General features: G+C 60.2%; 22 protein-coding genes. 8 read left to right on the forward strand and 14 right to left on the reverse strand.

Annotation, left to right across the window (positions count from 1 at the left end; genetic code table 11):
• Positions 1-193 precede the first annotated feature (193 nt).
• Positions 194-907, reverse strand: coding sequence for a bifunctional demethylmenaquinone methyltransferase/2-methoxy-6-polyprenyl-1,4-benzoquinol methylase UbiE (ubiE, locus tag BLQ12_RS22710; protein WP_092214442.1), 714 nt, complete (start codon positions 905-907; stop codon positions 194-196).
• Between the two features lie 236 nt (positions 908-1,143).
• Here ubiE and dnaJ point away from each other — a divergent pair, with 236 nt between their 5' ends.
• The 6 genes from dnaJ (at position 1,144) to BLQ12_RS22740 (ending at position 7,202) form a co-directional block, all read left to right on the forward strand.
• Positions 1,144-2,262: a molecular chaperone DnaJ gene (gene dnaJ / locus BLQ12_RS22715; RefSeq protein WP_092214444.1), complete on the forward strand. Its 1,119-nt coding sequence runs from the start codon at positions 1,144-1,146 to the stop codon at positions 2,260-2,262.
• 14 nt (positions 2,263-2,276) lie between these two features.
• Complete coding sequence (queD, locus tag BLQ12_RS22720) at positions 2,277-2,648, forward strand: 6-carboxytetrahydropterin synthase QueD (protein WP_092214446.1); 372 nt, start codon at positions 2,277-2,279, stop codon at positions 2,646-2,648.
• Positions 2,649-2,673: 25 nt separating this feature from the next.
• Complete coding sequence (gene hisA / locus BLQ12_RS22725; protein ID WP_092214448.1) at positions 2,674-3,432, forward strand: phosphoribosylformimino-5-aminoimidazole carboxamide ribotide isomerase; 759 nt, start codon at positions 2,674-2,676, stop codon at positions 3,430-3,432.
• A gap of 294 nt (positions 3,433-3,726) precedes the next feature.
• Positions 3,727-4,620: a 1-acylglycerol-3-phosphate O-acyltransferase, YihG family gene (yihG, locus tag BLQ12_RS22730; RefSeq protein WP_092214450.1), complete on the forward strand. Its 894-nt coding sequence runs from the start codon at positions 3,727-3,729 to the stop codon at positions 4,618-4,620.
• Between the two features lie 450 nt (positions 4,621-5,070).
• Positions 5,071-5,910: an MBL fold metallo-hydrolase gene (locus BLQ12_RS22735; RefSeq protein WP_092214452.1), complete on the forward strand. Its 840-nt coding sequence runs from the start codon at positions 5,071-5,073 to the stop codon at positions 5,908-5,910.
• A gap of 284 nt (positions 5,911-6,194) precedes the next feature.
• Positions 6,195-7,202, forward strand: a complete 1,008-nt coding sequence (locus BLQ12_RS22740; protein ID WP_092214454.1) for an MBL fold metallo-hydrolase — start codon at positions 6,195-6,197, stop codon at positions 7,200-7,202.
• A gap of 332 nt (positions 7,203-7,534) precedes the next feature.
• Here the strand turns inward: BLQ12_RS22740 and BLQ12_RS22745 are convergent, their stop codons facing one another.
• The 3 genes from BLQ12_RS22745 to BLQ12_RS22755 all read right to left on the reverse strand — a co-directional run bounded on the left by BLQ12_RS22745 (position 7,535) and on the right by BLQ12_RS22755 (position 11,855).
• A complete protein-coding gene (locus BLQ12_RS22745; RefSeq protein ID WP_092214457.1) occupies positions 7,535-8,155 on the reverse strand; it encodes an indolepyruvate oxidoreductase subunit beta in 621 nt (206 codons plus the stop codon).
• Positions 8,156-8,767: 612 nt separating this feature from the next.
• A complete protein-coding gene (locus BLQ12_RS22750) occupies positions 8,768-10,708 on the reverse strand; it encodes a thiamine pyrophosphate-dependent enzyme (RefSeq protein WP_092214458.1) in 1,941 nt (646 codons plus the stop codon).
• Complete coding sequence (locus BLQ12_RS22755) at positions 10,692-11,855, reverse strand: Coenzyme F420 hydrogenase/dehydrogenase, beta subunit C-terminal domain (protein ID WP_092214460.1); 1,164 nt, start codon at positions 11,853-11,855, stop codon at positions 10,692-10,694. Before BLQ12_RS22755 ends, BLQ12_RS22750 begins: the two co-directional genes overlap by 17 nt.
• 653 nt (positions 11,856-12,508) lie before the next feature.
• On the opposite strand from BLQ12_RS22755, the gene BLQ12_RS22765 reads away from it, so the two are divergent.
• Positions 12,509-13,303 (forward strand): substrate-binding domain-containing protein, encoded by a 795-nt coding sequence (locus tag BLQ12_RS22765; protein ID WP_092214465.1) that lies wholly within the window; start codon positions 12,509-12,511, stop codon positions 13,301-13,303.
• A 41-nt stretch (positions 13,304-13,344) separates the two neighbouring features.
• A complete protein-coding gene (locus BLQ12_RS22770; protein WP_092214467.1) occupies positions 13,345-13,938 on the forward strand; it encodes a hypothetical protein in 594 nt (197 codons plus the stop codon).
• Between the two features lie 349 nt (positions 13,939-14,287).
• On the opposite strand, the gene BLQ12_RS22775 is transcribed toward BLQ12_RS22770, so the two are convergent.
• From BLQ12_RS22775 to BLQ12_RS22820, 10 genes are all read right to left on the reverse strand, one after another.
• Positions 14,288-14,860 carry a MotE family protein gene (locus tag BLQ12_RS22775; RefSeq protein WP_139164072.1) on the reverse strand — a complete coding sequence of 191 codons (573 nt, stop codon included), beginning with the start codon at positions 14,858-14,860 and terminating at the stop codon, positions 14,288-14,290.
• A 6-nt stretch (positions 14,861-14,866) separates the two neighbouring features.
• A complete protein-coding gene (fliJ, locus tag BLQ12_RS22780; protein ID WP_139164073.1) occupies positions 14,867-15,322 on the reverse strand; it encodes a flagellar export protein FliJ in 456 nt (151 codons plus the stop codon).
• A gap of 205 nt (positions 15,323-15,527) precedes the next feature.
• Positions 15,528-16,850: a FliI/YscN family ATPase gene (locus BLQ12_RS22785; protein WP_226860099.1), complete on the reverse strand. Its 1,323-nt coding sequence runs from the start codon at positions 16,848-16,850 to the stop codon at positions 15,528-15,530.
• Complete coding sequence (locus BLQ12_RS22790) at positions 16,840-17,697, reverse strand: FliH/SctL family protein (protein WP_175470013.1); 858 nt, start codon at positions 17,695-17,697, stop codon at positions 16,840-16,842. Before BLQ12_RS22790 ends, BLQ12_RS22785 begins: the two co-directional genes overlap by 11 nt.
• Before the next feature lie 150 nt (positions 17,698-17,847).
• A complete protein-coding gene (gene fliG, locus BLQ12_RS22795) occupies positions 17,848-18,873 on the reverse strand; it encodes a flagellar motor switch protein FliG (RefSeq protein WP_092214474.1) in 1,026 nt (341 codons plus the stop codon).
• A gap of 5 nt (positions 18,874-18,878) precedes the next feature.
• Entirely contained in the window at positions 18,879-20,447 is a 1,569-nt protein-coding gene (gene fliF, locus BLQ12_RS22800; RefSeq protein ID WP_092214476.1) for a flagellar basal-body MS-ring/collar protein FliF, read from the reverse strand.
• A gap of 95 nt (positions 20,448-20,542) precedes the next feature.
• Positions 20,543-20,830, reverse strand: a complete 288-nt coding sequence (gene fliE / locus BLQ12_RS22805; RefSeq protein ID WP_092214478.1) for a flagellar hook-basal body complex protein FliE — start codon at positions 20,828-20,830, stop codon at positions 20,543-20,545.
• Between the two features lie 18 nt (positions 20,831-20,848).
• The gene (gene flgC, locus BLQ12_RS22810) at positions 20,849-21,283 is read right to left on the reverse strand and encodes a flagellar basal body rod protein FlgC (RefSeq protein WP_092214480.1); all 435 of its coding nucleotides are present in this window, start codon (positions 21,281-21,283) and stop codon (positions 20,849-20,851) included.
• A 19-nt stretch (positions 21,284-21,302) separates the two neighbouring features.
• Positions 21,303-21,686, reverse strand: coding sequence for a flagellar basal body rod protein FlgB (gene flgB / locus BLQ12_RS22815; protein ID WP_092214481.1), 384 nt, complete (start codon positions 21,684-21,686; stop codon positions 21,303-21,305).
• A 91-nt stretch (positions 21,687-21,777) separates the two neighbouring features.
• A complete protein-coding gene (locus tag BLQ12_RS22820) occupies positions 21,778-23,160 on the reverse strand; it encodes a sigma-54 interaction domain-containing protein (RefSeq protein ID WP_302846800.1) in 1,383 nt (460 codons plus the stop codon).
• Positions 23,161-23,659 lie beyond the last annotated feature (499 nt).

The following is a 23,659-nucleotide window of genomic DNA, read 5'->3' on the forward strand; positions in this document are numbered from 1 at the left end:
AGCAGTGGAAAAATGTTCCACGGCTCCCTTCTGTTTAGGCTCCACGCGTGTGATTAGACGCGTCCACCCAGCCACTCTGATATCGGGCGCAGCCCGAGCAAAAGTCCGTTGCGATTTGCCCCGAGGAACGAGGGGCGAAGCACAACGGAAACCCGCTTTCGAGGTGGCTCACCTCGCCGCCGGAGGCAGGTGTTTAGGCTTTTTTACCGGTGAAGAGGGTAACAATGCCGAAGGTCATGGGGCGGGCATGGACGTCGGTGAAGCCGGCCTCGGCCATGATGGCTTTGAATTCGGCGTGGCTGGGAAATTTGAGGACGGACTCGGGGAGGTAGGTGTAGGCGCCCCTGTTTTTGGAGAAAAGCCCGCCGATGACAGGCAGGACCTTCTGGAAATAGAGAAGGTAGAGGCTTTTCAGAATCTTGTTGGTGGGGGTGGTGAGCTCCAGGACCGCCACGCGGCCGTCGGTTTTGAGGCAGCGGTGAAACTCTTTGAGGGCGCCTTTGCGGTCCATGATGTTCCGGATGCCGAAGGCGATGGTGACGGCGTCAAAGGCGTCGTCAAAGCTGGGCAAGGCCAGGCCGTTGCCCTGGGCCAGGGAGATGGATTTTCCGTGGGGCTCGCCGGCGACCTTGATTTTCCCCAGGGCCAGCATGTTGAAGGAAAAATCCGTGGCGACAACACAGAGGCGTCCCTGGGTCCTCCGCACCGCTTCGATGGCCATGTCGCAGGTGCCGCAGGCCACATCAAGCATTTTTTTATGACGCCCGTTGCCGAGCTTCAGGGAGGCAATGGCCCGACGCCTCCAGATCACGTCCTGGTACAGGCTCAGGCTTCGATTCAAAAAATCGTACTTCGGGGCAATGGCGTCAAACATCTCCCGAATAAAGGGCAGCTCTACATTATTCATTGACAACACCAAATTCTGATTTAATTTAGTCCATGGTTCTGCCGACATGGGAGGGGTGCGCCCTGATGAACGTCACCTGGTGGTGGCGGAACCACGCCGACGGCCGAGCCGCATGTTCTGGGCAGCCTTGAGTTGATGATCCCGCGCCCGTAAAGGGCGTATCGCAGGACCAAGCCATCGAAATTATCACAATTGGTCAACCGTGACAACCTGTTGGAAGCGTATCGGAAATATACATGACGACGAAAAGAGACTACTACGAAATCCTCGGCGTCGATCGCGAGGCAAGTGCCGAGGAGCTGAAAAAGAAATACCGCAAGCTGGCACTGAAATACCATCCCGACCGAAACCCGGGAGACAAGGAAGCCGAGGACAAATTTAAAGAGGCTGCCGAAGCCTACGATGTCCTCACCGACCCCAAAAAACGCCAGGTCTACGACCAGTACGGCCATCAGGGCCTTGAAGGCAATGGCTTCTCCGGGTCCGGCGGGTTTGATGACATCTTCTCCAGCTTCGGGGACATCTTCGAAGACTTCTTCGGTATGGGCGGCGGTGGCGGCAGGGGCAGAGGACGCGGCAGGAGCCGGGTCCAGAGGGGTGCCGACCTTCGGTACGACCTCACCATCGACTTTGAAGAGGCCGCCTTCGGCACGGAAAAAGAGATCCACCTGGACAAGCGCCAGACCTGCCCCACCTGTGAGGGCAACGGCTGCAAGCCCGGCACCGAACCCGAGATCTGCCACCTCTGCAAGGGCACGGGCCAGCACACCCAGAGCCAGGGCTTTTTCACGGTGCGATCCACCTGCCCGGCCTGCCAGGGCCGCGGAAAATCCATCAAGAGCCCCTGCCCCGACTGCAACGGGCGCGGCCAGGTCGCCGTCAGCAAGACCGTCTCCCTGAAGATCCCTGCCGGGGTGGACACCGACTCCCGCCTCCGCCTCAACAGCGAAGGGGAAGCCAGCCCCAACGGAGGCCCTGCCGGCGACCTTTACGTCTTCATCACCGTCCGTCCCCACAAGCACTTCCAGCGCAACGGCGACGACATCATCTGCCTGGTGGAGATCTCTTTTATCCAGGCGGCCCTGGGGGCGACCATCACCATCCCCACCCTGGAAGGGGAAGAATCCCTCAAGATCCCTGCCGGCACTCAGTATGCGGAGACCTTCCGCTTCCCCGGCAAAGGCATTCCCTCCTTAAGGGGCGGACGCCGTGGGGACCAGATCATCCAGGTGGAGATCACCACCCCGAAGAAAATCTCCAAAAAACAGGAGAAGCTGCTCCGGGAATTTGAAAAGCTCGACTCGGAAAAATTCTCCAACAGGCTGAAAAACCTCCTCAAGGGGTCAGGATACTAAACGAAGGAGAGCCCATGTTTGAATTGAAAGTCACCACCCGTTTTGCCGCCGCCCACCGCCTTACCATGGTGGGCAAACAATGCGAGAACCTCCACGGTCACAACTGGCACGTGGAAGTGTACGTTCAAGGGGAGAACCTCGACAAGGGCGGTGTCCTCATGGACTTCGGCATCGTCAAAAAAGAGCTCAAAAAGGTGATCGACACCCTGGACCACACCTATTTGAACGAATCGGAGATCTTCAAGGATGTGCCCGCTTCCTCCGAGCACATTGCCATGTACATCGCCAAGGAGCTGGAACGCCGCATCGACGTGGACGGGATCAAGGTCTCCCGTGTCTCGGCCTGGGAATCCGAAAACTCCTGCGCCACCTACATCGCAGACTGATCGCTTCCTTGCGGGACAGGAGACCATGAAATTCAGACCATGCATCGACCTCCACCAGGGGGTCGTCAAACAGATCGTGGGCGGCACGTTGACCGACACAGACGAGTCGCCCACCACCAACTTTTCCGCCACCCGGCCCGCCTCCTGGTTTGCAGAGCTCTACCGCAGGGACAACCTCACCGGGGGTCACATCATCCAGCTGGGCCCCGGTAACGAAAAGGCGGCCTGCGGCGCCCTTGAGGCCTGGCCCGGGGGCATGCAGGTCGGCGGCGGCATCACCTGCGACAACGCCGCCTCCTGGCTCGACCGGGGAGCCGCAGCCATCATCGTCACCTCCCACGTCTTCCACGACGGCCGGATTGACGAAGAGCGCCTCTCCAGGCTGGTGGAGACCGTGGGCAAAGAGCGCCTTGTCCTGGACCTGAGCTGCAGGCGCAGCGACGAGGGCTACCGCATCGTCACCGATCGCTGGCAGACGTGGACCGATGAGGTGATCACCCTTCCCCTCCTCGACCGGCTGGCCGACTCCTGCCATGAATTCCTCATCCACGGGGTGGATGTGGAGGGCATGGTGTCCGGCATTGAAGAGCCCCTGGTGGAACTCCTGGGGACATGGGGAAAGCGCCCCGTCACCTATGCCGGAGGCATCCGCTCCCTCGCCGATATCGAAAAGATCGACACCCTGGGCAACGGGGCCATCGATTTTACCGTGGGCAGTGCCCTGGATATCTTCGGAGGCGATGCCCTGGCCTATGACGTGCTGAGCAGCCGCTACAGCACCTGACACCTCCCTTGTACAAATTGTGCAAACCAACCGGCTTGGTTTGCACACCCTCCTCCATCTCTGCCCGTCAACACCGCACACGCCCCGCCCAAACCACCCGTTTTTTCAAGCCCTTTCCCTCTCCTCAATCTTCAGGCATACTGTTTGCATAAACCCGGAGACGTACCCAAACCGGTAAGATGCAAGGCAGACGCACCCATCCCCGTCATCGGCCCCGTCACCCATGGGCGACAAGGTGTCCGAAACCGGTTTTATTGAGATCCGTCACCCACAACCCCACGGAGGTCACAGACCATGAGATCCTTTCTGCCCGGCCCGATCAGGGGAGCCCTCGCCTTCCTGCTCTACTTTCTCAACTCCATTGTCATCATCGTCCCCCTCGTCACCGTTGCCGTCACCAAATTCCTGATCCCCTTTTCCTTCTGGCAGCTTATCTCCCGGAAAATCCTGGATGTGCTGGCCACCACCTGGATCGATGTGAACACCTTCAACATGTGGCTCATGCAGGATTTCGAACTGGAGGTCACCGGGGCCGAGGGGATTGAAAAAGACATGTGGTACCTTGTCATCAGCAACCACCAGAGCTGGGTCGACATCCTTATCCTCCAGAGGGTCCTCAACCGCAAAATCCCCTTTCTCAAGTTCTTCCTCAAAAAAGAGCTCATCTGGGTTCCCATCATGGGACTCGCCTGGTGGGCCATGGACTTTCCCTTCATGAAACGCTACTCCAAGGATTTCCTGAAGAAGAACCCCCACCTGAAAGGCAAGGACATCGAGGTCACCCGAAAGGCCTGCGAAAAATACAAAACCATCCCTGTCTCCATCGTCAACTTCGTGGAGGGCACCCGCTTCACCCCGGGCAAGCACAGCAGGCAAAATTCGCCCTTCACCCATCTCCTCAAACCCAAGGCCGGGGGCGTCGCCTTTGTCCTGGGCTCCATGGGCGAACTCATGACCGGCATCGTCAACGTCACCATCGTCTACCCCAACGGAACGAAGAGCTTCTGGGAATACCTCTGCGGCAAGATCGACGCCGTGAAGGTCCACGTGGAACTCATGGAGGTCACCGACGACATCATCGGCTCTTACGAAAACGACCCCGATTTCCGCGCCCACTTCCAGACCTGGATCAACGGCGTCTGGGAAGAGAAAGACCGCCGCATCGATCAGCTGCGCAACGCGGCTTAAAATAAAAAACAGGCCTCCGGCGGTGAGGTGAGCCACCTCGAAAGCGGGTTGCCCCTGCGCTTTCCCCTTCGTGCCTCAGGGAAAAGCACAGGGGCGTATGCCTTAGGGCTCGGGCAAAAAATACGACCCACCGATCGTACACACATAGAAAGTCAATGCATGTGTATTTTATATCGGCCATGGCCCTTACCCGAACAGTCTTCGTTTTACGTCCCCCTACCCCTCTCATATATCCCTGATCTGCACCTTTCTCCTCAGCTCCCGTTGCGACAGCAGGTTGGTAAGCGTCCCCAGTGGCGGCAGGGCATTGCTCCTCGCCCAAACACCCTGAGGGAACATTACCCTTCGCTCATATTCAGGTATTTACAGTCTAAATCAAGTAGTATACGTTTTTTCTGGATGAACCGACGGGTAGTATGAAGCAATTCTTTTTTACGGGGAGACGAAACGATGGAGTTTGGCGGCTACAGGTGTCATGGGGTGGAGATGTGCGATTTCCTTCTGGACGGAGGCGCCATGTTCGGGGTGGTGCCCAAGCCCCTCTGGGAAAAAAAGATTGCCTCGGACGAAAAGAACCGCATCCCCTTAAAGGCCCGTTCCCTGCTCCTTTGCGGCAACGGTCGCAACATCCTGGTGGACACCGGCTGCGGCACAAAGTTCAACGACAAAGAGCTGGCCATCTACGGGGTCACCGCCACCCGCAGCCCGGATGAGGCGTTGAGTGACTTCGGCCTCTCCACGGCGGAGATCACCGACGTGATCCTCACCCACCTCCACTTTGATCACGCCGGAGGCACCACCTTCCTGAAAGAGGGCGAAGCGGTCCCCACCTTTCCCAACGCCACCTACTACACCCAGAGACGCCAGCTCAACTGGGCCAAAAACCCCACCCTGCGGGATCGAGCCAGCTTTTTTGCCGACAACTGGGCACCCATGGAGCAAAGCGGGCAGCTCGCGGTGCTGGACGGCAACACCCTGCCCATCGACGGCATTGACCTGCTCTTCTCCGACGGCCACACCTGCGGACAGCAGCTCCCCCTCATCAAAGGCGAGGGCGGCTGCCTTCTCTACTGCGGCGACCTGATCCCCACCTCGGCCCATATCCCCGTCCCCTGGCACATGGGCTACGACAACCAGCCCCTTCTGATCATGTCCGAAAAGGAGAGCGTCCTCAAACAGGCCGTGGCCGGCAACTGGACCCTCTTTTTTGAGCACGACCCCACCGTTGCCGCCGCCACCGTCAAAGAGGGCCGCAAAGGAATCGAAAGGGACCGTGTCGTGGAGATATAAAGATAAAGGTAACGATTCAGCTTATGCCTCCGGCGGCCCTGCCGGGGGCTAAACTTTTGCCTGATCGCATGAAGAACGGGTTTAACAGACAGGCCTTAAAAACCGCTTGAATGAATTTCGTTTTAAACGCGGATGCGCTTTGACCCGAGGGACGAGAGGCAAAGCGCATCCGCAACCTGCTTTCAAGGTGGCACACCTTGCCGCCGGAGGCAACTGACGGCTTTGCCACCGACGTATGCCTTACACGCCTTATTTGTATTGAACACCCAACCCCGGAGACGCCCATGCTCACCTTCTTGCTCACAGTTGTGCTCTTCCTCGCCCTGGTCTTCCTTATCCCCCTGGCCCTGTTCAAAATCAAACTCGCCCGCGGCATCAAGCGGCAGCAAAAGCAACATGCCGCGTTCCAGGCACCGGAACTCGACACCTCCCCCGGGGTCTCCTCCCTGACGGTGCTGCCCCTGGTGGAGTTCCACGCGGCCGAGCCCGGGCTGGCCACCGAGGCCGGGGTGTCCTACCTCGTAACGGCAGGCGATACGCGGATCCTGCTGGACGTGGGTGCCAATGAAAAGGGGGAGCACCCGTCTCCCCTGCTGGCCAACGCCAAGGCCCTCGGGGTGGATTTAAATACCATCGACGCCCTGGTCCTCAGCCACCTCCACCGGGACCATGTGGGGGGAGTTCCCGAAGAGAAGGAGAAACGCTTCTCCTTTTCACAAGGGCCCTTTTCCATGGCGGACCTCCCCGTCTACACCCCGGAGCCCCTCATCGGCCATCTGCCCCAGGGGTGCCGTCCCATCACCGTCACCGAGCCCCGGGAGATCGCTCCGGGCGTCTGGTCCCTGGGCCCCATGGGCCGGTCCCTTTTTTTCATGGGCTACATCGAGGAACAGGCCCTGGCCGTCCACGTCAAAGGAAAGGGCATGGCCCTGATCATCGGATGCGGCCACCCCACCATCGAGGGGCTCCTTGAGCGGTGCGCGGCCCTTTTTCCCCATCCTGTGTTCGCCGTCATCGGAGGCCTTCACTTCCCCATCCACGAAGGCCGCATAAAGGTGGGCCCCGTGAACATCCAGAAACTCGTGGGGTCCGACCGCATGCCGTGGAACGGCCTTACCGAAGCCGATGTCCAAAAAGGCATCGAAGCCATCAAAACCACCGGCGCCACCGCCGTCGGCCTCTCGCCCCACGACAGCTGCGACTGGAGCCTGGACCGGTTTCGGGACGCCTTTGGGGAGGCCTACACCGAGGTCCAGGTGGGCCGCCCCATTACCCTTGCCGGACACCCCTAACGAGGTAAACCACTACATCTGCAGCTCTGATGCCTTGAATATGGGTGTACTCGACGCGTGAAATATCCGGAATATAACCAACACGCCGCCCTGTGAGACCTTTTTACCCACACGGCGGCGCAATATGGCTCGTATGGAGCCACCTGGATCTTTTTTTCTTTCTGTCCCGTCCGGCAGGTCCTCCAAGGAAAACGCCACAGCCCCCGTGTTTCAAGGCTTTGGTTTTTTTTGATCGTGTTGGCACGGACTGTGTAATATAACCAGCTACTCCCCCACACAGGGAGTTTCTTCATCGTATTCTCCTATCGTTCACAGCTTGATGGGGGGGACGCTCAGCCGGCAACGGCCGCGACCCCCACATCAAATGCTGTGAGGTTCTGAGCCAGCACCTCCCCGTCAAACCGCTTACGCGCAGCCCCTTCGAACAAAGCCCTGGGCAGGGGGAGTTCCCCCGATCCCGCCAGGGCACCTGCCATGATAACGTTACCCAGCACCGGCGCACCGATCTTAACGGCTTCTTCCGTGGCATTGAGAAACCAAGCCGCCTCGGCCATCTCCCGGACCCACCCCCTGATCTCCTCATCCGACGGGTAACTGAGCTGCCCGGAAATCACCCCCACCGGCAGAAACGGACGCGTGTTGGTGATCACCTTGACACCGCGGTTCCCAAAATCCTTGAGCACCCGAATGGCCTCGGACGGCTCCATGGAGACCACCATGTGCGCCTGGCCCAAAGGGATCTGAGGCGACCAGCTGCACCGGCCGGAGATGCGAAGATGACTCATCACCGAGCCGCCACGCTGGGACGCCCCAAAGGTCTCCCCGATGGTGACAAAAAAGCCCTGTGACGCCAGCATGGACCCGATGGTCCGCGACGTCATCACGTTCCCCTGCCCGCCCACCCCCGCAACAATCAAATTGTACGGATCATGGGGAAGTCCTGTGCCTTCCATATGCTCTCCTCTGTCTGCAAAAACAGGTTCAAAAAGCGCCTCCGGCGGCCAGGGGATAAATCCCCTGAACCCCAGGATCGCAAATGCTCCTGGGCTCGTTCCTCGCCCTACGCATTTGCTGACGGGCTTCGCCCGTGCTGAATACCGTGGGCAATGGGCAATACCCGGTACAGAGTACCTTTCGTTCCCAGGCAAAGCCTGGGAGCGAGAAAAATGCGCATCGGAGTCCTCTTGTGTGGCTGTAAGGCGTCCGAATTCGCGTAACGTTAGAGGCCCGGCACCCTATCCCACGAAAGCATGAGCCGGGGAGTGATCCATCACAACAGACACCTCAAAAGCTGTGAAACCGTATCCACCCCCTTACAGGCCTTGTGACAATGCCCGTACAGTCTCAAGCTTTGGAGGCGGGCGCAGCCCGCGGCGAACGCCCTTGCGCTTTGTCCTGGGGAACGAAGGACAAAGCGCAAGGGCAATCAGCTTTCGGCCCGGCTACGTCTTCGGCTTCGCCGTGGCAAGGGAGCCACCACAGACCCTGCAGACGGTGAGCGCCAGCGAACCGGATGCATTATGGGGTCCAGGGGATTATCCCCTGGCCGCCGGAGGCACGCTTTTTCACACGGTTTCTGCCACATTCTTCCTAATGGCGCCCACAGGGCAGATGTCAGCGCAGACACCGCACCCGGTGCAGACCACCTCATCGATGCGGGCTTTGCCTTTCTCTTTGTCCCAGACAAGGCCTGGGCAGGCAAAGACCCGGGTGCAGAGGCGGTTGCACCCGCAGCTTTCTCCTAAGCAGGCAGACTCATCCACGGCCATGTCCCAGGCTCTGGCGTGTTTCTTTTCAGGGCTCAGGGCGCAGGCCTGTTTAAGGACCAGGACACCGACGCCCTCTTGGTCCATGAGGTCAAAGAGGATCTCCCGGGTGGTTGTCACCTCAAAGGGATCGCCCACTTTTACGGTGGCTCCCAGGGCCTTGCACACCGCGGGGATATCGATTGAATCGGCGGGACTTCCCATGGCATCGACGCCAAGTCCCGGATGGGGCTGAAAGCCGGTCATGGCCGTGCCGCTGTTGTCCAGGACCACGAGGGTGAGGTTGGCCCGGTGGTGGATGGCGTTGGCAAGGGGGGGGAGAACCGAATGGAAAAAGGTGCTGTCCCCGCAGACGGAGACCACGGGCTGGTCCATGCCAAAGGGGGAGAGTTTCCCGAAGCCGCTGGCCACCCCGGTACCGGAGCCCATGGCATGGAGGGTTTTCAGGGTCGAGAACCCGGCCGGGAGCACCGCCATGGAGTAGCAGCCGATGTCCCCGCAGACAAAGCCGTTGCGGTTGTCCATGGAAAGGGCCGTGTTGATGGCCCAGAACGAGGCGCGGTGGGGACAGCCCGGGCAGAAGGTGGCCTCCCGGTTGGGGGAGCCCATGAACGAGACCTCGGTGGCCCGCTGGGCATAGGTGGCATCAAGGCCTTCGTAGGGAATATCCAGGATGGTTGAAAGGGCGGCCACCACGCGGTCCGGATTCATCTCTCCGGTGGAGGGGAGGGTCCCCTCTTTTTTGCCGTAAAACGTTTTCACCCCGATCTCATCGGCGGATTCGGCGGCCAGGATTTTGATCTCTCCTTCCAGGAACGGAAGCACCTCTTCCACCATCAGCACCTTTTTGGCGGTGGCCAGGTGTTTTTTCACGAGGGTCTCGGGCAGGGGCCAGGTGGTGCCGAGTTTGAGGATCCCCACCCTCTCTTCCGCGTTCAGGAGGCTCACGGCTTCCCGGCTGTAGAGGGCACAGACCGAGCTGGTGATGATGAGCAGCTCCGGGGCCTCCGGCCCTTCGTAGGTGTTGAAGGGCGACGTCTCGAATAACACACGGGCCTTTTCGAGCTTCTCCTGCTGCTGGCCGTGCTTCCACTCCACCGGAGGGCTCATCACCACCCCTTCCATGGGGTCGATGATAAACCCGTCATGGGTAAAGCGCGCGGTCTTCTCCGCTTTCCGAAGCTCTCCCATCACCACGGTCCCGCTGGCATGGGAGAGCCGGGTGACGGTCCGCACCAGCACCACATTGCACAGGGTCTCGGAGAGTTCGAAGGCCCAGGCCGTCATCTCCCTGGCCTCCTGGAAATCCCCGGGCTCAAGCAGGGGAACCTCCATGAGCTTGGCGTAGGGGCGGGTCTCCCCTTCGTTGACGCTGGAGAGCGCCCCGGGATCGTCGGCGGAGACCAGCACCATCCCCCCCCGGGTACCGGAGGCCGACAAATGGAGCAGGTAATCCGAAGCCACGTTGAGGCCAGGCTGCTTCATCACGGCCAGGGCCCGGAGCCCTGCAAAGGAGGCCGACGAGGCCACCTCCAGGGCCACCTTCTCGTTGACCGACCACTCCACATAGAGCCCCATGGGTTCAGCCACCGCCGAAAGGGTCTCGATAATCTCCGATGACGGGGTCCCCGGGTAGCCCGCAGCTACGGCGACCCCGGCTTCAAGGGCCCCACGGACGATGGCTTCGTTTCCCATACAGAGCCGGCGCGTTCCCGGCGTCTCTTCATGCAGATGACTCATCTCTCCTCCCTGGGCTGGGGGACGGCAGTGGGCTCGTCCGGTTCATGATATCATCCACAACGGCAGGGGCCATATGAAACACCGAGGGTCCCTCCTTCCTGTTCAAGGCCCCTTCTTCCCGAACCTTTGCAAGGGCCCGTGCCTTTTTAGCTGAAGCGGCCTTCAGAAGCCCGGCCGCCTGGTCCGGGTCCATGGGGACTGTTTCCAGATAGCCCCTGGCCACGGCCGTTTCAAACAGGGCTTCACCGGCTTCGGTGCGGCAGATAAGGACATTCCAGGCGGTGTCCTTCTCCAAGGCCCCCACGGAGAGATCGGTGAACTCAGCGGTCATGTCCGGGCATACCCGGCAACCATCGGGAATAGCGCGCCGAACGGTCTCAAGGGGAAGGTCCACGGGACCGTTTCGGGTGTGAAGGGAAAAAACCGAAGAGGGGGGCGGGGGGACATCCATGCCGGTAATCGCTTCGGTATCCGTCTCGGCAGGCATCAGATCGGAAAGCAACCGGGCATCCAGGGCCCAGGTGCAAAAAAGGCCGATGGTCAGGGCCATGGGGTCCATATCATTGCGGCCCAGGGGGTCGCACCGCATCTGCCCCACAGCGGTCACCTGGCAGGGGGTTCCCACCATGGCAATGCGCCGAAACCCCGACGAGAAAGCCTCATGAACGGCTGCCACCGTGGGCGATGCCATGTATTTGGAAGAGGCACAGGCCAGCACGCCCGCCACATCGGTGACCACACGGGGCCTTGGCATCAGCCCCTTTCGATCGGTAAGGGCCGCGGCGTCGATGAGGCCGGTATCAAAGGCCAGGGCCAGAAGGGAGGAGACAGTCCCCCCGTTCTGGTACCGTGCCCGGCCCGCCATCTTCTGCCCGGCCCGTGACTTGACGATGCGGCGAAACCGGCCTGCGGGTTTCCCTGTGTAGGCGCCCCCCGGGACCTTTCGACTGACGGCATCCATGTCCACCTCCGCCTTGGGACAGTGGACGTGGCACCGCCCCTGCTCAAGGTTGCAGTCAAAAAGCATGGCCACGCGCCCCCTGTGGCTCCGAAAATAGGGGCAGAGCCCCACGCAGCCCCCACAGTCCACGCACAGCCCCTTTTCCTGCACATCACGCAACAGCGCCATCCCTCCGCGAATCTCCATGACAGCCCCCCTCTCATCACACACATGGGTGAATCGAAACCATCTTTCCGGTTCAACGGACACAGGGCCCCCGGGCTAATCGCCCTTCGGCCCCCACGTGTTCGACATTACCAAACAGTGTATATCATTATAAAAAAAGTATACGGGCTTCCCTTTTTTGCTGTCAACAAAATTATCGAACAACACTTTTATATTGCGATCGATGTTCATTTTAGATACACACGTTATTAATGTCTCCGGCGGCCCTGCCGGGGGCCAAACTTTTGAAACGTTTGACAAACAGGATTTAAAAACAGATTCGGTATAATCGAAACCAATGGCGAATGTGATTTCCCCTGAAAAACGAAGGGGAAAGCGCATTTGCAACTTGCTTTCTTTTTGGTTTTTACTCTGAGCCCTCTTGCCCCTGTCGTTCATCCAACTTTAACCATAGAAGGCATCGCCTTTGACTGTCTTATTTTTGTACCGTCCCTGACGTGCCGACGAAGACAAACGGAATCGTTACCCGGTTTATTCCTACCGCTGCACGCACCTGAATATTTCTCTTTACCTTGCGTCGGCATCTTCGTATCGTGGTTTCACTTCCACAGCGGGCCGAACGTCTCTTTATTTTTAGAAATATAGAACACCAACCTTCCATCCGGAGAGATGCCATGTCACCCAGAAGAAAAGGTCTTTTCGCTTTACTCATCGCCCTCTCACTGGCCCTGCCCCACGCTGTCTCCGCCCAGGGTACGGTCAATGCCAGCTGCTCATCCCAGATTGCCGAAGCATTCGGGCGAACGGTCCTTGACGATTTTAAACAAACCACCGGCCTCAATGTCACCCTCCACGTCTTCTCCTCCCAGGTGTCGGTGAACCGCCTGAAAAACGGATTCTGCGAGCTTGCCGCCTCGGCCCTGAAGCTCTCCGCCGACGACCGGAAACTCGGCCTCGTGGCCATCCCCATCTGCAAGGACCCCATGGTGGTCATCGCCTGCAAGGAGATCACCGTCAGCGACCTCTCCCTGACCCAGGTCAGGCGGCTCTTCAGCGGCCACATCACCAACTGGAAAGAGGCCGGGGGCCCGGACCTTCCCGTACGCATCATCACGCCGGTCAAAGAGACCGCGGCCTATGTCAACTTTGTCCGGCAGGCCATGGGCGCCTCCCAGGTAAAATTCGATTACCAGGCTGCCCGCTCCTCATCGGCGGTGGAGGCTGTCAGCCATATCCCCGGGGCCATCTCCTTTGCCACACGCAGCGTGGTGACGAAATTCAACAACGTAAAAATGTTTACCATCGACGGCCTTGAACCCGGTTCCAAGGAGTACCCCTACATGCAGACCTTTTCCCTGGTCACCCGCGGGCAACCCTCGGGGGTGGTCCGTGAGGTCCTCAACTATTCCCTCTCTGAAAAGGCGCGGGAAAACATGAAGCGGCGGGGCCTCACCCCCCTTATCGATTAACCTGCGGGACCCACCAGCCACCGGAGCAACGGGAGAACACCATGCACCTGAAAAAGATCATCGGCCTCATCTGGCTTTCAACCCTCCTTCTCGCCATGGGGTGCGCCTCGGCCCTCACCATGTCGGCCCCGCGCGTGGAGGAGACCCGCACCGGAGAAAAAGGGGTGGGCAAGCGCATCAACGCCGTCTACATGCTGGAAGAAGACGAGGGGATCTACACCCTTACCCGTCAGCCTCACTGCAAAGAGACCGTCGAAGAGATCCAGATCTCACGCAAACGGCCCCGAGGCTTCATCATCGCCCTGTGCGAGCTGCCCCTCTACGGCCTGGGTGCCGTGGACTACCTCATGGCAAAGATCTATGCCAACGCCAGCGAAGAGGAACTGGGGCGCATGATGACAAACTCCGGCGAGGTGATCCCCTGCGGGGATGTCGAAAAAGCCCCGGGTGAAAAGGTCCTGCTCCAGTTTCCCGATTCGGAACGGCTCCAGAGCCTCCTCACGGACGACAACGCCGTGCTCCAACTCGGAGAGTGTTTCGAAAAATCCTGCCGCGACCTCCAGATCCATGTTTTCGTCAAAAAGGAGAACAACATTCTCTACATCTCGACCATCGACAAAACCTATACGCACTGAACACGTGGCGTTGAGCAAATAAAGCATGCCTCCGGCGGCAAGGTGAGCCACCTTGAAAGCAGGTTGCGGATGCGTTTTGCCCCTCGTTCCTCGGGGCAAATCACATCCGCCTTTAAAGTAACATTCATTCAAGGAGTCTTTTTAAGACCCGTTTGTTAAACCCGTCGTTATAAGATAAGGCAAAAATTTAGCCCCCGGCAGGGCCGCCGGAGGCATAAGCTGAATAGTTACAAAAAAGGCCGTGATTTCCATGGAATCACGGCCTTTTTGAATTTGGTTTACCTATGCCCCGGTAACGCTGTCTGGGCCACACACGTGCACCGGTCAGGTACTAAGCATGCAGGCATGCTTACTTCACCTCCGGCAGGTCCGCCAGGGTTTCGGCAAGGCGTTCGCTGATGCGTGCCGCCTTCTCCTTCTCCACATAGGCGAGGATCTTACCGGCCACGTCTCCTTTAAGGTTCATGAAGAGGCGCTCTGCGATGACAATGTCCATGCTGTTGACAATGGCTGCGGCCTGTTTGGGCTTCATGCTGGAGTAGAGCTTGACGAGCTGCTTGATCTTCTTCTCCTCTTCCAGGCGCTGGGCCTCGTTCACCGTCTTCTCCTTGGCTTCGAGGCGGCTCAGGCTGGTTTCGATCTGCCGGCGAAGGGTCTCCAGGGTTTCACGGGTCGCCTCCAGCTCCGTTTTCAGCTCTTTGAGTTTCTTCTCTTCCAAGCGAATGGCCTCGGCCCTCGCCTCCAGGGCGATGCGTTTGGCTTCAAGGCCCCGGAACAGGACCTCCGGGGTCTCCACCACAGGGATGGGAACACCCTCCTGCTCCTCGGGAATCTCCCCGTCAGGGGAATCGGCACAGAACACGGGCCCTGAAAGGCTCCACAAGATCACCATCCCCATCATCACAACTCTGATTGCCTTCATCGCTCCTCACTCCCGGCTCCGGGCCGTGGCCGCCCGATGCACCAGTACCGTCTCTTCGTCCAATTTACGCTGCTCTTCGTCCTGCTCACGGATAAAGGCCTCACGCTGCCTGTCCTTCAGGGTCTCCATGGCCTTTCGCTCCACGGCGCACCGGGCCAGCTCGCTGCGCTTGGCGTCGAGGTACCGCTGCACCTTCTCGCACAGAGCGTATTCCTCCTGCCAGCGCACCACGATCCCCTTGATGTATGACTGAACCCCCTGGAGTTCGGCTCCGCTCATGCCGAGCCCCATGCGCCGGGCCAGGTCCTGCTCCACCTCGACCCGCTCCACCTCCAGATCCGCCATGACGCCCTTGACCCGGTCCAGTTCCTGGGTCAGCGCCCCCACCTCCTGCATCACAAGACGCTCCTTGTGCAGGCGCAAAGAGAGCACAGACTCCAACTTGAATTTGAATTTTTTCATAAAAAACGCTGCCTCCGGCGGCAAGGTGTGCCACCTTGAAAGCAGGTTGCGAATGCATTTTGCCCCTCGTTCCTCGGGGAAAACCACATCCGCACTTGATCCAGGTTGGCCTGAAACTATTTGTCAAAAGCCTGTTTGTTAAACTTTTTAAACGTTTAGCCCCCGGCAGGGCCGCCGGAGGCATCTTTTTTTTGTATGGTGTCCCTTAGGCCATAAACAAGGCCTTCAACCGGTTCAGGGAGACGCCGTAGCTGCACTTCATCTCCACGTTCTGGCGGAGCAGGTCGTCGATCTTGGGTTTCAGGGCGATGGCTTCGTCGATCTGGGCGTTGCTGCCCTGGTTGTAGGCTCCGATGGCAATCATGTCTTCGGACTGGCGGTAGGTGGACATCAGGCCTTGGAGCCGGCTTCTAAGGGCCAGGTGCTCCGGCCCCACCACATCGCTTGCCACGCGGCTCACGCTGCCCAGGACCTCGATGGCGGGGTAATGGCCCCTATTGGCAAGGTCTCGGGAAAGGACGATGTGGCCATCCACGATGGAGCGCACGGTGTCGCCCACGGGATCGTTCATGTCGTCCCCTTCCACCAGGGTGGTGTAGAACCCGGTGATGGAGCCCTTGCCCTCCACGGCCCCGGCCCGCTCCAGCAAAACGGGAATCTTCACAAAAAAAGAAGACGTGTAGCCCCGGTTGGTGGGGGCCTCTCCCGCGGAGAGTCCCACGTCCCTTGAGGACATGGCAAAGCGGGTGATGGAATCGATGATCAGGAGCACGTCCTTGCCCTGGTCCCGGAAGTACTCTGCCAGGGCCGTGGCCTGATAGGCGCCGCGCATACGCACCAAAGGGGGGCTGTCCGAGGTGGCCGCCACCACCACGGCCCGCTCCATGCCCTCTTTGCCCAGGGTTTTGTCCACAAAATCCTTTACCTCCCGGCCACGCTCGCCGATGAGGCCGATGATGACGACCTCGGCTTCGGTGTACCGGGTCATCATGCCCATAAGCACGCTTTTCCCCACCCCGGAACCGGCCATAATGGCCACGCGCTGGCCCCGTCCCACCGGGGTCATGAGGTTGATGGCGGAGATCCCCACGTCCAGGAACTCATCCACGGCCCGCCGCTGCATGGGGTTGATGGGCTTGCCGTAGAGGGGGTAGTCCTGACAGGGCCCCAGGGGCCCCTTGCCGTCGATGGGGTGGCCCAGGCCATCCACCACCCGCCCCAAAAATCCGTCCCCCACGCTGGCCGCGGGTTCCGACTCCGACAGGCGGATCCGGTCTCCTTCGCACACCCCGGCGATGTCCCCGTAGGGCATGACCACCACGCGTCCCTCGCGAAACCCCACCACCTCTCCGGCCAGGGCACGGCCAGAGGATGCCAGGATGGTCACGAGGCTGCCGATGCCGGCCTTGAGGCCCCGGCCTTCCACAACCAGGCCCAGAACCTGCTCCACCCGGCCTTCCGATGAAAAGAGCCTTGTCTGGCGGGCTGCGTCTTCCATGGCCTCCCAGGGCCCGTTGTCATATGCCACTTAAGGTCTCCCCGGGATCGGTCGCCGGCAGGCCCGCGGCCTCGCCCACACGGGAGAGGACCTCGTCCAGGCGTTTTTTTGCGTGGGTTTCGAGCCACCCGTTGTCGCTTTCCAGACGCACCTCCCCTTCCTCCACCACGCCGTCGGGAAGGATGGTAATTTCCTGGAGGTTGGCGACCCGCTGAAAGAGATCGCCCCGCAGGCGCTCCACCGAGTCAAAATCACCTGGGTTCACGCGGACGGTACAGGTCCCGGGGTTTTCCAGGGCCGCCAGGGCCTCCACCAGGGACCGGGCCGCCATTTCATCGTCCTGGTCGGCCTTGGCCAGGGCCACTTTTTCAGCCACCACCAGGGCCAGACGAACGATCTCCTGTTCACGGTTCTCGCAGCTTCGCCGCCAGGCCCCTTCAAACCCTAAGATCAGGTTTTCAAGGCGCACCAGCATCTCCATGGCCCGCTCTTCCCCCTTGCTGAACCCTTCGCGCTCGCCCTTTTCAAAGCCCATTTCAAAGGCCTCGCGTTCCACCTCAAACAGGCCGGGGTCCTCCTTGGCAGGGGCTGGCTCGGCAACGTCCTCACCGGTCTCTTCCCCTGGGGTCTCATCGGGCGCAGGGGGGGGAGTTTGTGCTTCCGAGGCAGGGGGCTGCACCGGCTCTTCAGGGGCCGGGGGCTTCTCTCCGGCCTCAACCGGTTCGAACCCTTCGGGGTGGGGGTCTTCCTGTTTGAACTCAAGGCGATGGAAATTCTGGGGAATCTCGCCGCCGCCTGTTCCTCCCCCCTTGACGGTTGTTGTCTCAAACGCCCCGGAGGACACGCCCACCAGGGGGCGAAAATCGTCTGCTGCCATACTGTCTCCACAACTGCCGGGGTCCCCGGACATGCCTGAGGCCACCAGGGCCCGGGCAGTAGATACTCAGTGGTTCGATACGGAGCGCCCTGCCTGAGGCCCGCATCACCAAACACGAATCGGGTGGTGTCCCCACCAGCCAGGTCACCTTTAGACCAGGATATCGTCCTTGCCTTTTCCGGCCAGGGTAATGGTGCCCTCGGCCTCCAGGTCCTTGGCCGCCTGCACCACGGCCTGCTGGGCCCCCTCCACCTCGGAGAGTTTCACAGGTCCCATGACCTCCAGGTCTTCCAGAATCATCTCGGCGGCCCGTGACGAGAGGTTGCCGAGGATCTTGTTTTTCATGTCTTCGCTTGCGGTCTTCAGGGCAACGGTGAGCTGAGCCCCTTCCACCCGCTTGAGCACTTCGCGCATGCCGCGGTCGTCGACGCCCACGAGGTCCTCGAAGACAAACATCATGTCCCGGACGTTCATGGCCATCTCCATGTCCTCTTCTTCGATCATCTCCATGACCGTGTCTTCGGTGGCCTTGTCCACGCCGCCGATGATGTCCACCAGCACCTGGAGTCCGCCGACCTTGCCGCCGGAGCTGACCATGTTCTTGAGCTCGTCTTTCAGGGCCCCGTCCACATCCCGTACGATCTCCTCGGGAATCTGACCGATACGGGCCACCCTCAAGGCAACGTCCCCTTTCATGTCCTCGGGAAAGGAGATCAACACATCGGCGGCAATGTCCGGGGGCAGGTGGGCCATGATCATGGCGATGGTCTGGGGGTGCTCCAGAAGCAGGGCCGTGGAAAGGGAAGACACGTTGACGTCGCGGCTCCAGCCGAAGGGCTTGTCCCTCTGCAGGGCTTCGATCTCTTTGAGGATCTCTTCGGCCCGATCCGAAGGCAGGGTGTTCTTGATGACATTCCGGAGAAAATCTCCGGACTCCACCATGAGCTTGGTGTCCCCTTCGAACAGCTCGATAAATTCGTTTGCCACGGCGGCAAGGTCTTCGGGAAGGATCTCCCGGATCTGGGTCATGGTGGTTGCCACCAGCCGAATCTCGGCGTCGTTTAATTTTTTAAACACCTCGGCGGCCCGGCCTTCTCCCAGCGAGAGAAGGAATATGGCCGCCTTCATGGGTCCTGTCATGGGCTTGTCGCCCTTTTGTGCATCCCCTCCAGCCATCGTCTCTACTCCTCCCCCAGCCAGCCTTTGATAATGTTGGCCGCTTTGTCCACATCTTCACGCACCAGGCGCATGGCGCGCTCCTGGGGCGTGCCGTCCCGAAGGACCCCATCGCCCTGGGCATCGCCCCCGATGGAGACGGTTACCCCGTCATCGTCCTCTTCAAAGAGTTCATCGACCTCCTTCTCATTCACCTCCCTCAAGGTACGGATCAGGGGCCGCACCACAAAGAGGAAGACCAGCAAAATGGCCAAAAGGTTCAGCCCGATCTTGCCGTAATCGTTCACCAGTTTATCCACACCGGTGGCCGGGGGCTGCTCCAGTTCCCACCCCTCGTCCATGGTAAAGGGCATGGACTCCACCGAGACCTGGTCTTCACGGTCCGCGCTGTAGCCCATGGCCTGGCGAACGATGGTGGAAAAAAGCTTCATCTCCTCCGGGGTTCTGGGGTTGTACTTGCGGCTGCGGGTGCCGTCTTCGGCGGTTTCAATGGTGTAGGTGCCGTCCAGGACCGCCGCCACGGACAGGCGCGTCACCTCGCCCAGGGGGCGCGTGGTGCGACGGGTGGTGCGGCTGATCTCATAGTTGACGGTGTCGTCGCTGCGCTGTTTGCTCTCGGTCTTGCGGTTGGGATCCAGGTCGGCCAGGGGGTTGACGCTGGAGATCTTGTCCGGCCCGAGGTTGGTCTTGTCGCTCTTTTCGGCGACGTTCTGGCGGCTGCGCACCACCTGCCCGTCGGGATCAAAGAGCTCTTCGCTCACGTCCACCCGGGAAAAATCCATGTCCACCGTGACGCGCACGATGCATTTGCCCTGGCCCACGATGCGCTCCAGCATGCTCTGGATCCGCTGGGTCACGTTGCGTTCGTAGGCCAGCTTGTAGGAGAGCTGGGAATTGAGCAGCTGCTTGTCGGCATCCTCCGGGGTGCCGCTGGAAAGAATCTTGCCCCGGGAGTCCACCACGGTGACCCGGTCCGGGGTCAAATCCTCCACGGAGCTGGCCACCAGGTGCACGATGGCATCCACCTGGCTCTGGGGCAGGGTCTTTCTCAGCTTTAAAAGCACGGACGCGGACGGGGGCTTGGACTCCTCCACAAACACGGAATCCTTGGGCATCACGATGAGGACGCGCGCGTCGCGTACCTCCTCAATCTCCCGGATGGTTCGGGCCAGCTCCCCCTGAAGGGCCCGCTGGAAGTTGAGCTTCTGGACAAACTCGGTGGTGCCGAACTCGGTTTTGTTGAAGATCTCAAACCCCACCCCGGCCCCCTTGGGCAGCCCTTCGGCGGCCATGGAGAGGCGCAGGTCGTAGAGCTTGTCCTCCGGTACGGAGACACCGGAGCCTCCGGCTTCCAGCTTGTAGGGGATCTTGAGCTCTTTGAGGCGGGTCACCACCTGGGAGGCATCTTCCGGGGAGAGGCCGCTGTACAGGGAGCGGTACACCACCATGTTGCTCCAGAGAATAATCCCGGCAAAGAGGCTGATGACCACAAAAAGGAGGGCGCCCACCGCAATCTTGCGGGAGAGGGGCATCTTGGCGAGAATGTCACGGATCTGTTCGAAAAACTGAAACACCTGCGGGTTACCTCATGGCAGACGGCGTAAAACGGGCTCCTCGTTCGGTCGGAAGACAGGTCACGGGAGGGCTAAAAAGACAATGGGCAGGGAAGCTACACCTGCATCTTCATGACATCGTTGTAGGCGGAGATGACCTTGTTGCGGACCTGGAGCAGGGCCTTCATGGCAATGTCCGCCTCCTGAAGGGCCAGCATCCCTTCGTGGATGCCCATCTTGCCGGACACCACCTGCTCTGCGGCGCTGTCGGCAGACTGCTGCTTGGCATTGACCTCGGCCACGGCCCCTTTGAAGCGCTCTTCAAAAGAGGGCCCGGTCCCCACGCGACCTTCGGCCGGGGATTGCGGGGAGGGGACGCCCTGTGCGATCTGGGTAATCTTCATGGTGCCACCTTTCTCCTATCAGCGCCCGATCTCAAGGGCTTTCATGATCATGTTCTTGGAGTTCTCAACGGCCGTGGCGCTGGCGTCGTACGAGCGCCTGGCCACCATCATGTCGGCCACCTCGGAGAGAACGTCCACGTTGGGCATCTTCACGTACCCCGTTTCCGGATCGGCATCCGGGTGCTCGGGGTTGTATTCCAGGCGAAAGTCCTCGGGGGAGCTGACGATCTCCGTCACCTTGACGGCGTCGCCCCGTGCCATCTCCTGCTTGAGCATGTTATCAAAGCTTTCGGGCTCCTGCTTTTCAAAGACCACCATCTTACGTCGGTAGGGCCCCCCTTCGGCGGTCCGGGTGGTCTCGGAGTTGGCAATGTTTTCCGCCACCACGTTCATCTTGGTACGGTGGGCCGTAAGGGCCGAGCTGCTGACTTTAATGGCTCCCAGAAGATCCATGGTAATTCCCCCCTAAAACTTATTTCACGCCTTCGCCGATGGCATCCCGAAGGGTGGCCACCTTGCGCATCATCATCTCCACGGTGGAGCGGTACCGGATGTTGTTCTCCACCAGCCTGGACATCTCACGGTCCAGGTCCACGGGCGCGTCTTCCTCGATCTCGGTATCAAGGGCCCCTGCGGGGCGGCCCCCGAAGTGCTTCTCGTGGGTCCGATCAAGGGAGCCCCGGCCCTGGGTCATCTCCATCTCCAGGGTTTTCTGGAAGTCCAGGTCCTTGGCCTTGTACCCCACCGTGTCCATGTTGGCGAGGTTGCCGGTGATGAGGTTGTGGCGCCTTGCGGAGACATCCATGGCCTTGCCGAGCATGGCGTAGGTGTTATCGATGGGAAACTCGCGTGACATGATGATCCGGCCTCTTTGCGATGTGTGTTGTCCACTGCGCGTTACGCGCGGTCCGTTTCTGAAGAGAGCATAGATTGCAACATCCGTGCCTTTATGGAATTTCCGATCCGTCGGCCCGGTATTCGTTCAATTTGTTCCGCAGGGTCCGCACGCTGATTCCCAGGATCCGGGCCGCGTGGGTGCGGTTGCCCCCGGTCTGTTCCAGGGTGTCAAAAATGACGATGCGTTCCACCTCCCTGAGAGGGGCCCCCTTGAAATCACGGGGGATTTCCGTCTCCGAAGCCGCGGCGGGAAGGGGCATCTCCCCCTCTTCAAACCAGAGGGCCTCGGCGCCGATGGTCTCCCCGTCGGCCAGGAGAACGGCCCGGTGGATGAGATTTTCCAGCTCCCGCACGTTGCCGGCAAAGGGATAATTCCGCAGGCGATCCAGGGCGTCTGACGTCAAATTTTTGACAGGTCGCCCGTCCTGGGCACTGAACCTCGCCATAAAATGACGGGCCAGGGCCTCGATGTCCTCCGGCCTCTCCCGCAACGGGGGAATCTTGACGGGAATAACATTGAGCCGAAAATAGAGGTCCTCCCGAAACTGGCCCTGGTCGATGGCCTCTTTGAGGTCCCGGTTGGTGGTGGCCACCACCCGGACGTCCACGGAGACCGGGGCCGTGCCCCCCAGGCGGTCCACCTCTTTCTCCTGGATAGCCCGCAACAGCTTGGCCTGGAGAATCACAGGCATCTCGGTGATCTCATCCAGCAGCAGGGTGCCCCCTTCGGCCAGCTCGAATTTGCCGGCTTTGCGGGCGGTGGCGCCGGTAAAGGCGCCCTTCTCATGGCCGAAGAGTTCGCTTTCCATGAGGCTCTCGGGCAGAGCCGCACAGTTGACAGCCACAAAGGGTCCGGCGTTTCGCCGGCTCCTTCCGTGCACATACCGGGCAATAAGTTCCTTGCCCGTGCCGCTCTCCCCGGTGATAAGGACCGAGGCCGAGCTGTCGGCCACCCGGTCCAGCATGGAGAGCAGGGCCTCCATGCGGGGATTGCAGGTGACGATGCGTGTTTTGCCTGCCACGCGGCCTCGCCCTGCGGCAGACGCCGCCATGCGGGCATCGGCAAGCAGGGCGATCTGCTCCGGGCTCACCGGGGCCATCAGGCAGTCCCGGGCCCCGTTTTTCATCCAGGCCACGGCACGGGCGGCATCCGGTGTGTCCATCACCACCACGGCATCGGGCCCCTCCTCCCCTGCGGCCAGGGCCGAGAGAAAGGAACCCAGGGCCTCCCCCGCAGACGGGGCATGCACCACCACAAGGTCATGGTTTCCCGCCGCAAGGCCCGCCACATCGGGCAACTCCGGCACGCGCTCCAGGACGTGTCCCTTTGTTTCCAGGACGGGGCCCCACTCCCGGCTTCGGGAGAGCCCCTGATCAACCAATAACACCCGGCACGCTGCCATGTCCTTCCCTTCGTCTCTTCGTCTTCTCAACAATTCTGCGCCTGTGGCCCTGTAAGGCCAACCGTTTAAAACAAGTGCCTTCTATGGTTAAAGTGGGCAGGGAAAACCTGCCTCCGGCGGCCAGGGAATGATCCCCTGGACCCCAGGTTGCGAAAGCCCTCCCCCTTCGTTCCTCAGGGTGAGGGCTTCCGCGAAGGTTTCTGTTAAATTAAGCAAAACCTGTTTGTCAAACTTTTCAAAAGCTTGGCCCCCGGCAGGGCCGCCGGAGGCGTCTTTAACCTGGCTGCCTCCGGCGGCAAGGTGTGCCACCTTGAAAGCAGGTTGCGGATGCGTTTTGCCCCTCGTTCCTCGGGTCAAATCACATCCGCCTTTAATGTGAAAATTCACTCAAAAAGATTTTTTAAAACCTGTTTGTTAAACTTTTTAAAAGTTTAGCCCCCGGCAGGGCCGCCGGAGGCATAAGCTAATCCGTTGCAAAACCGGAATCTTTTGCCGGGTGGATCAGCGCTCCCCGCCAAGGCGTTTTTTA

Source organism: Desulfoluna spongiiphila (assembly GCF_900101345.1).
In the GTDB taxonomy this organism is placed as follows: domain Bacteria; phylum Desulfobacterota; class Desulfobacteria; order Desulfobacterales; family Desulfolunaceae; genus Desulfoluna; species Desulfoluna spongiiphila.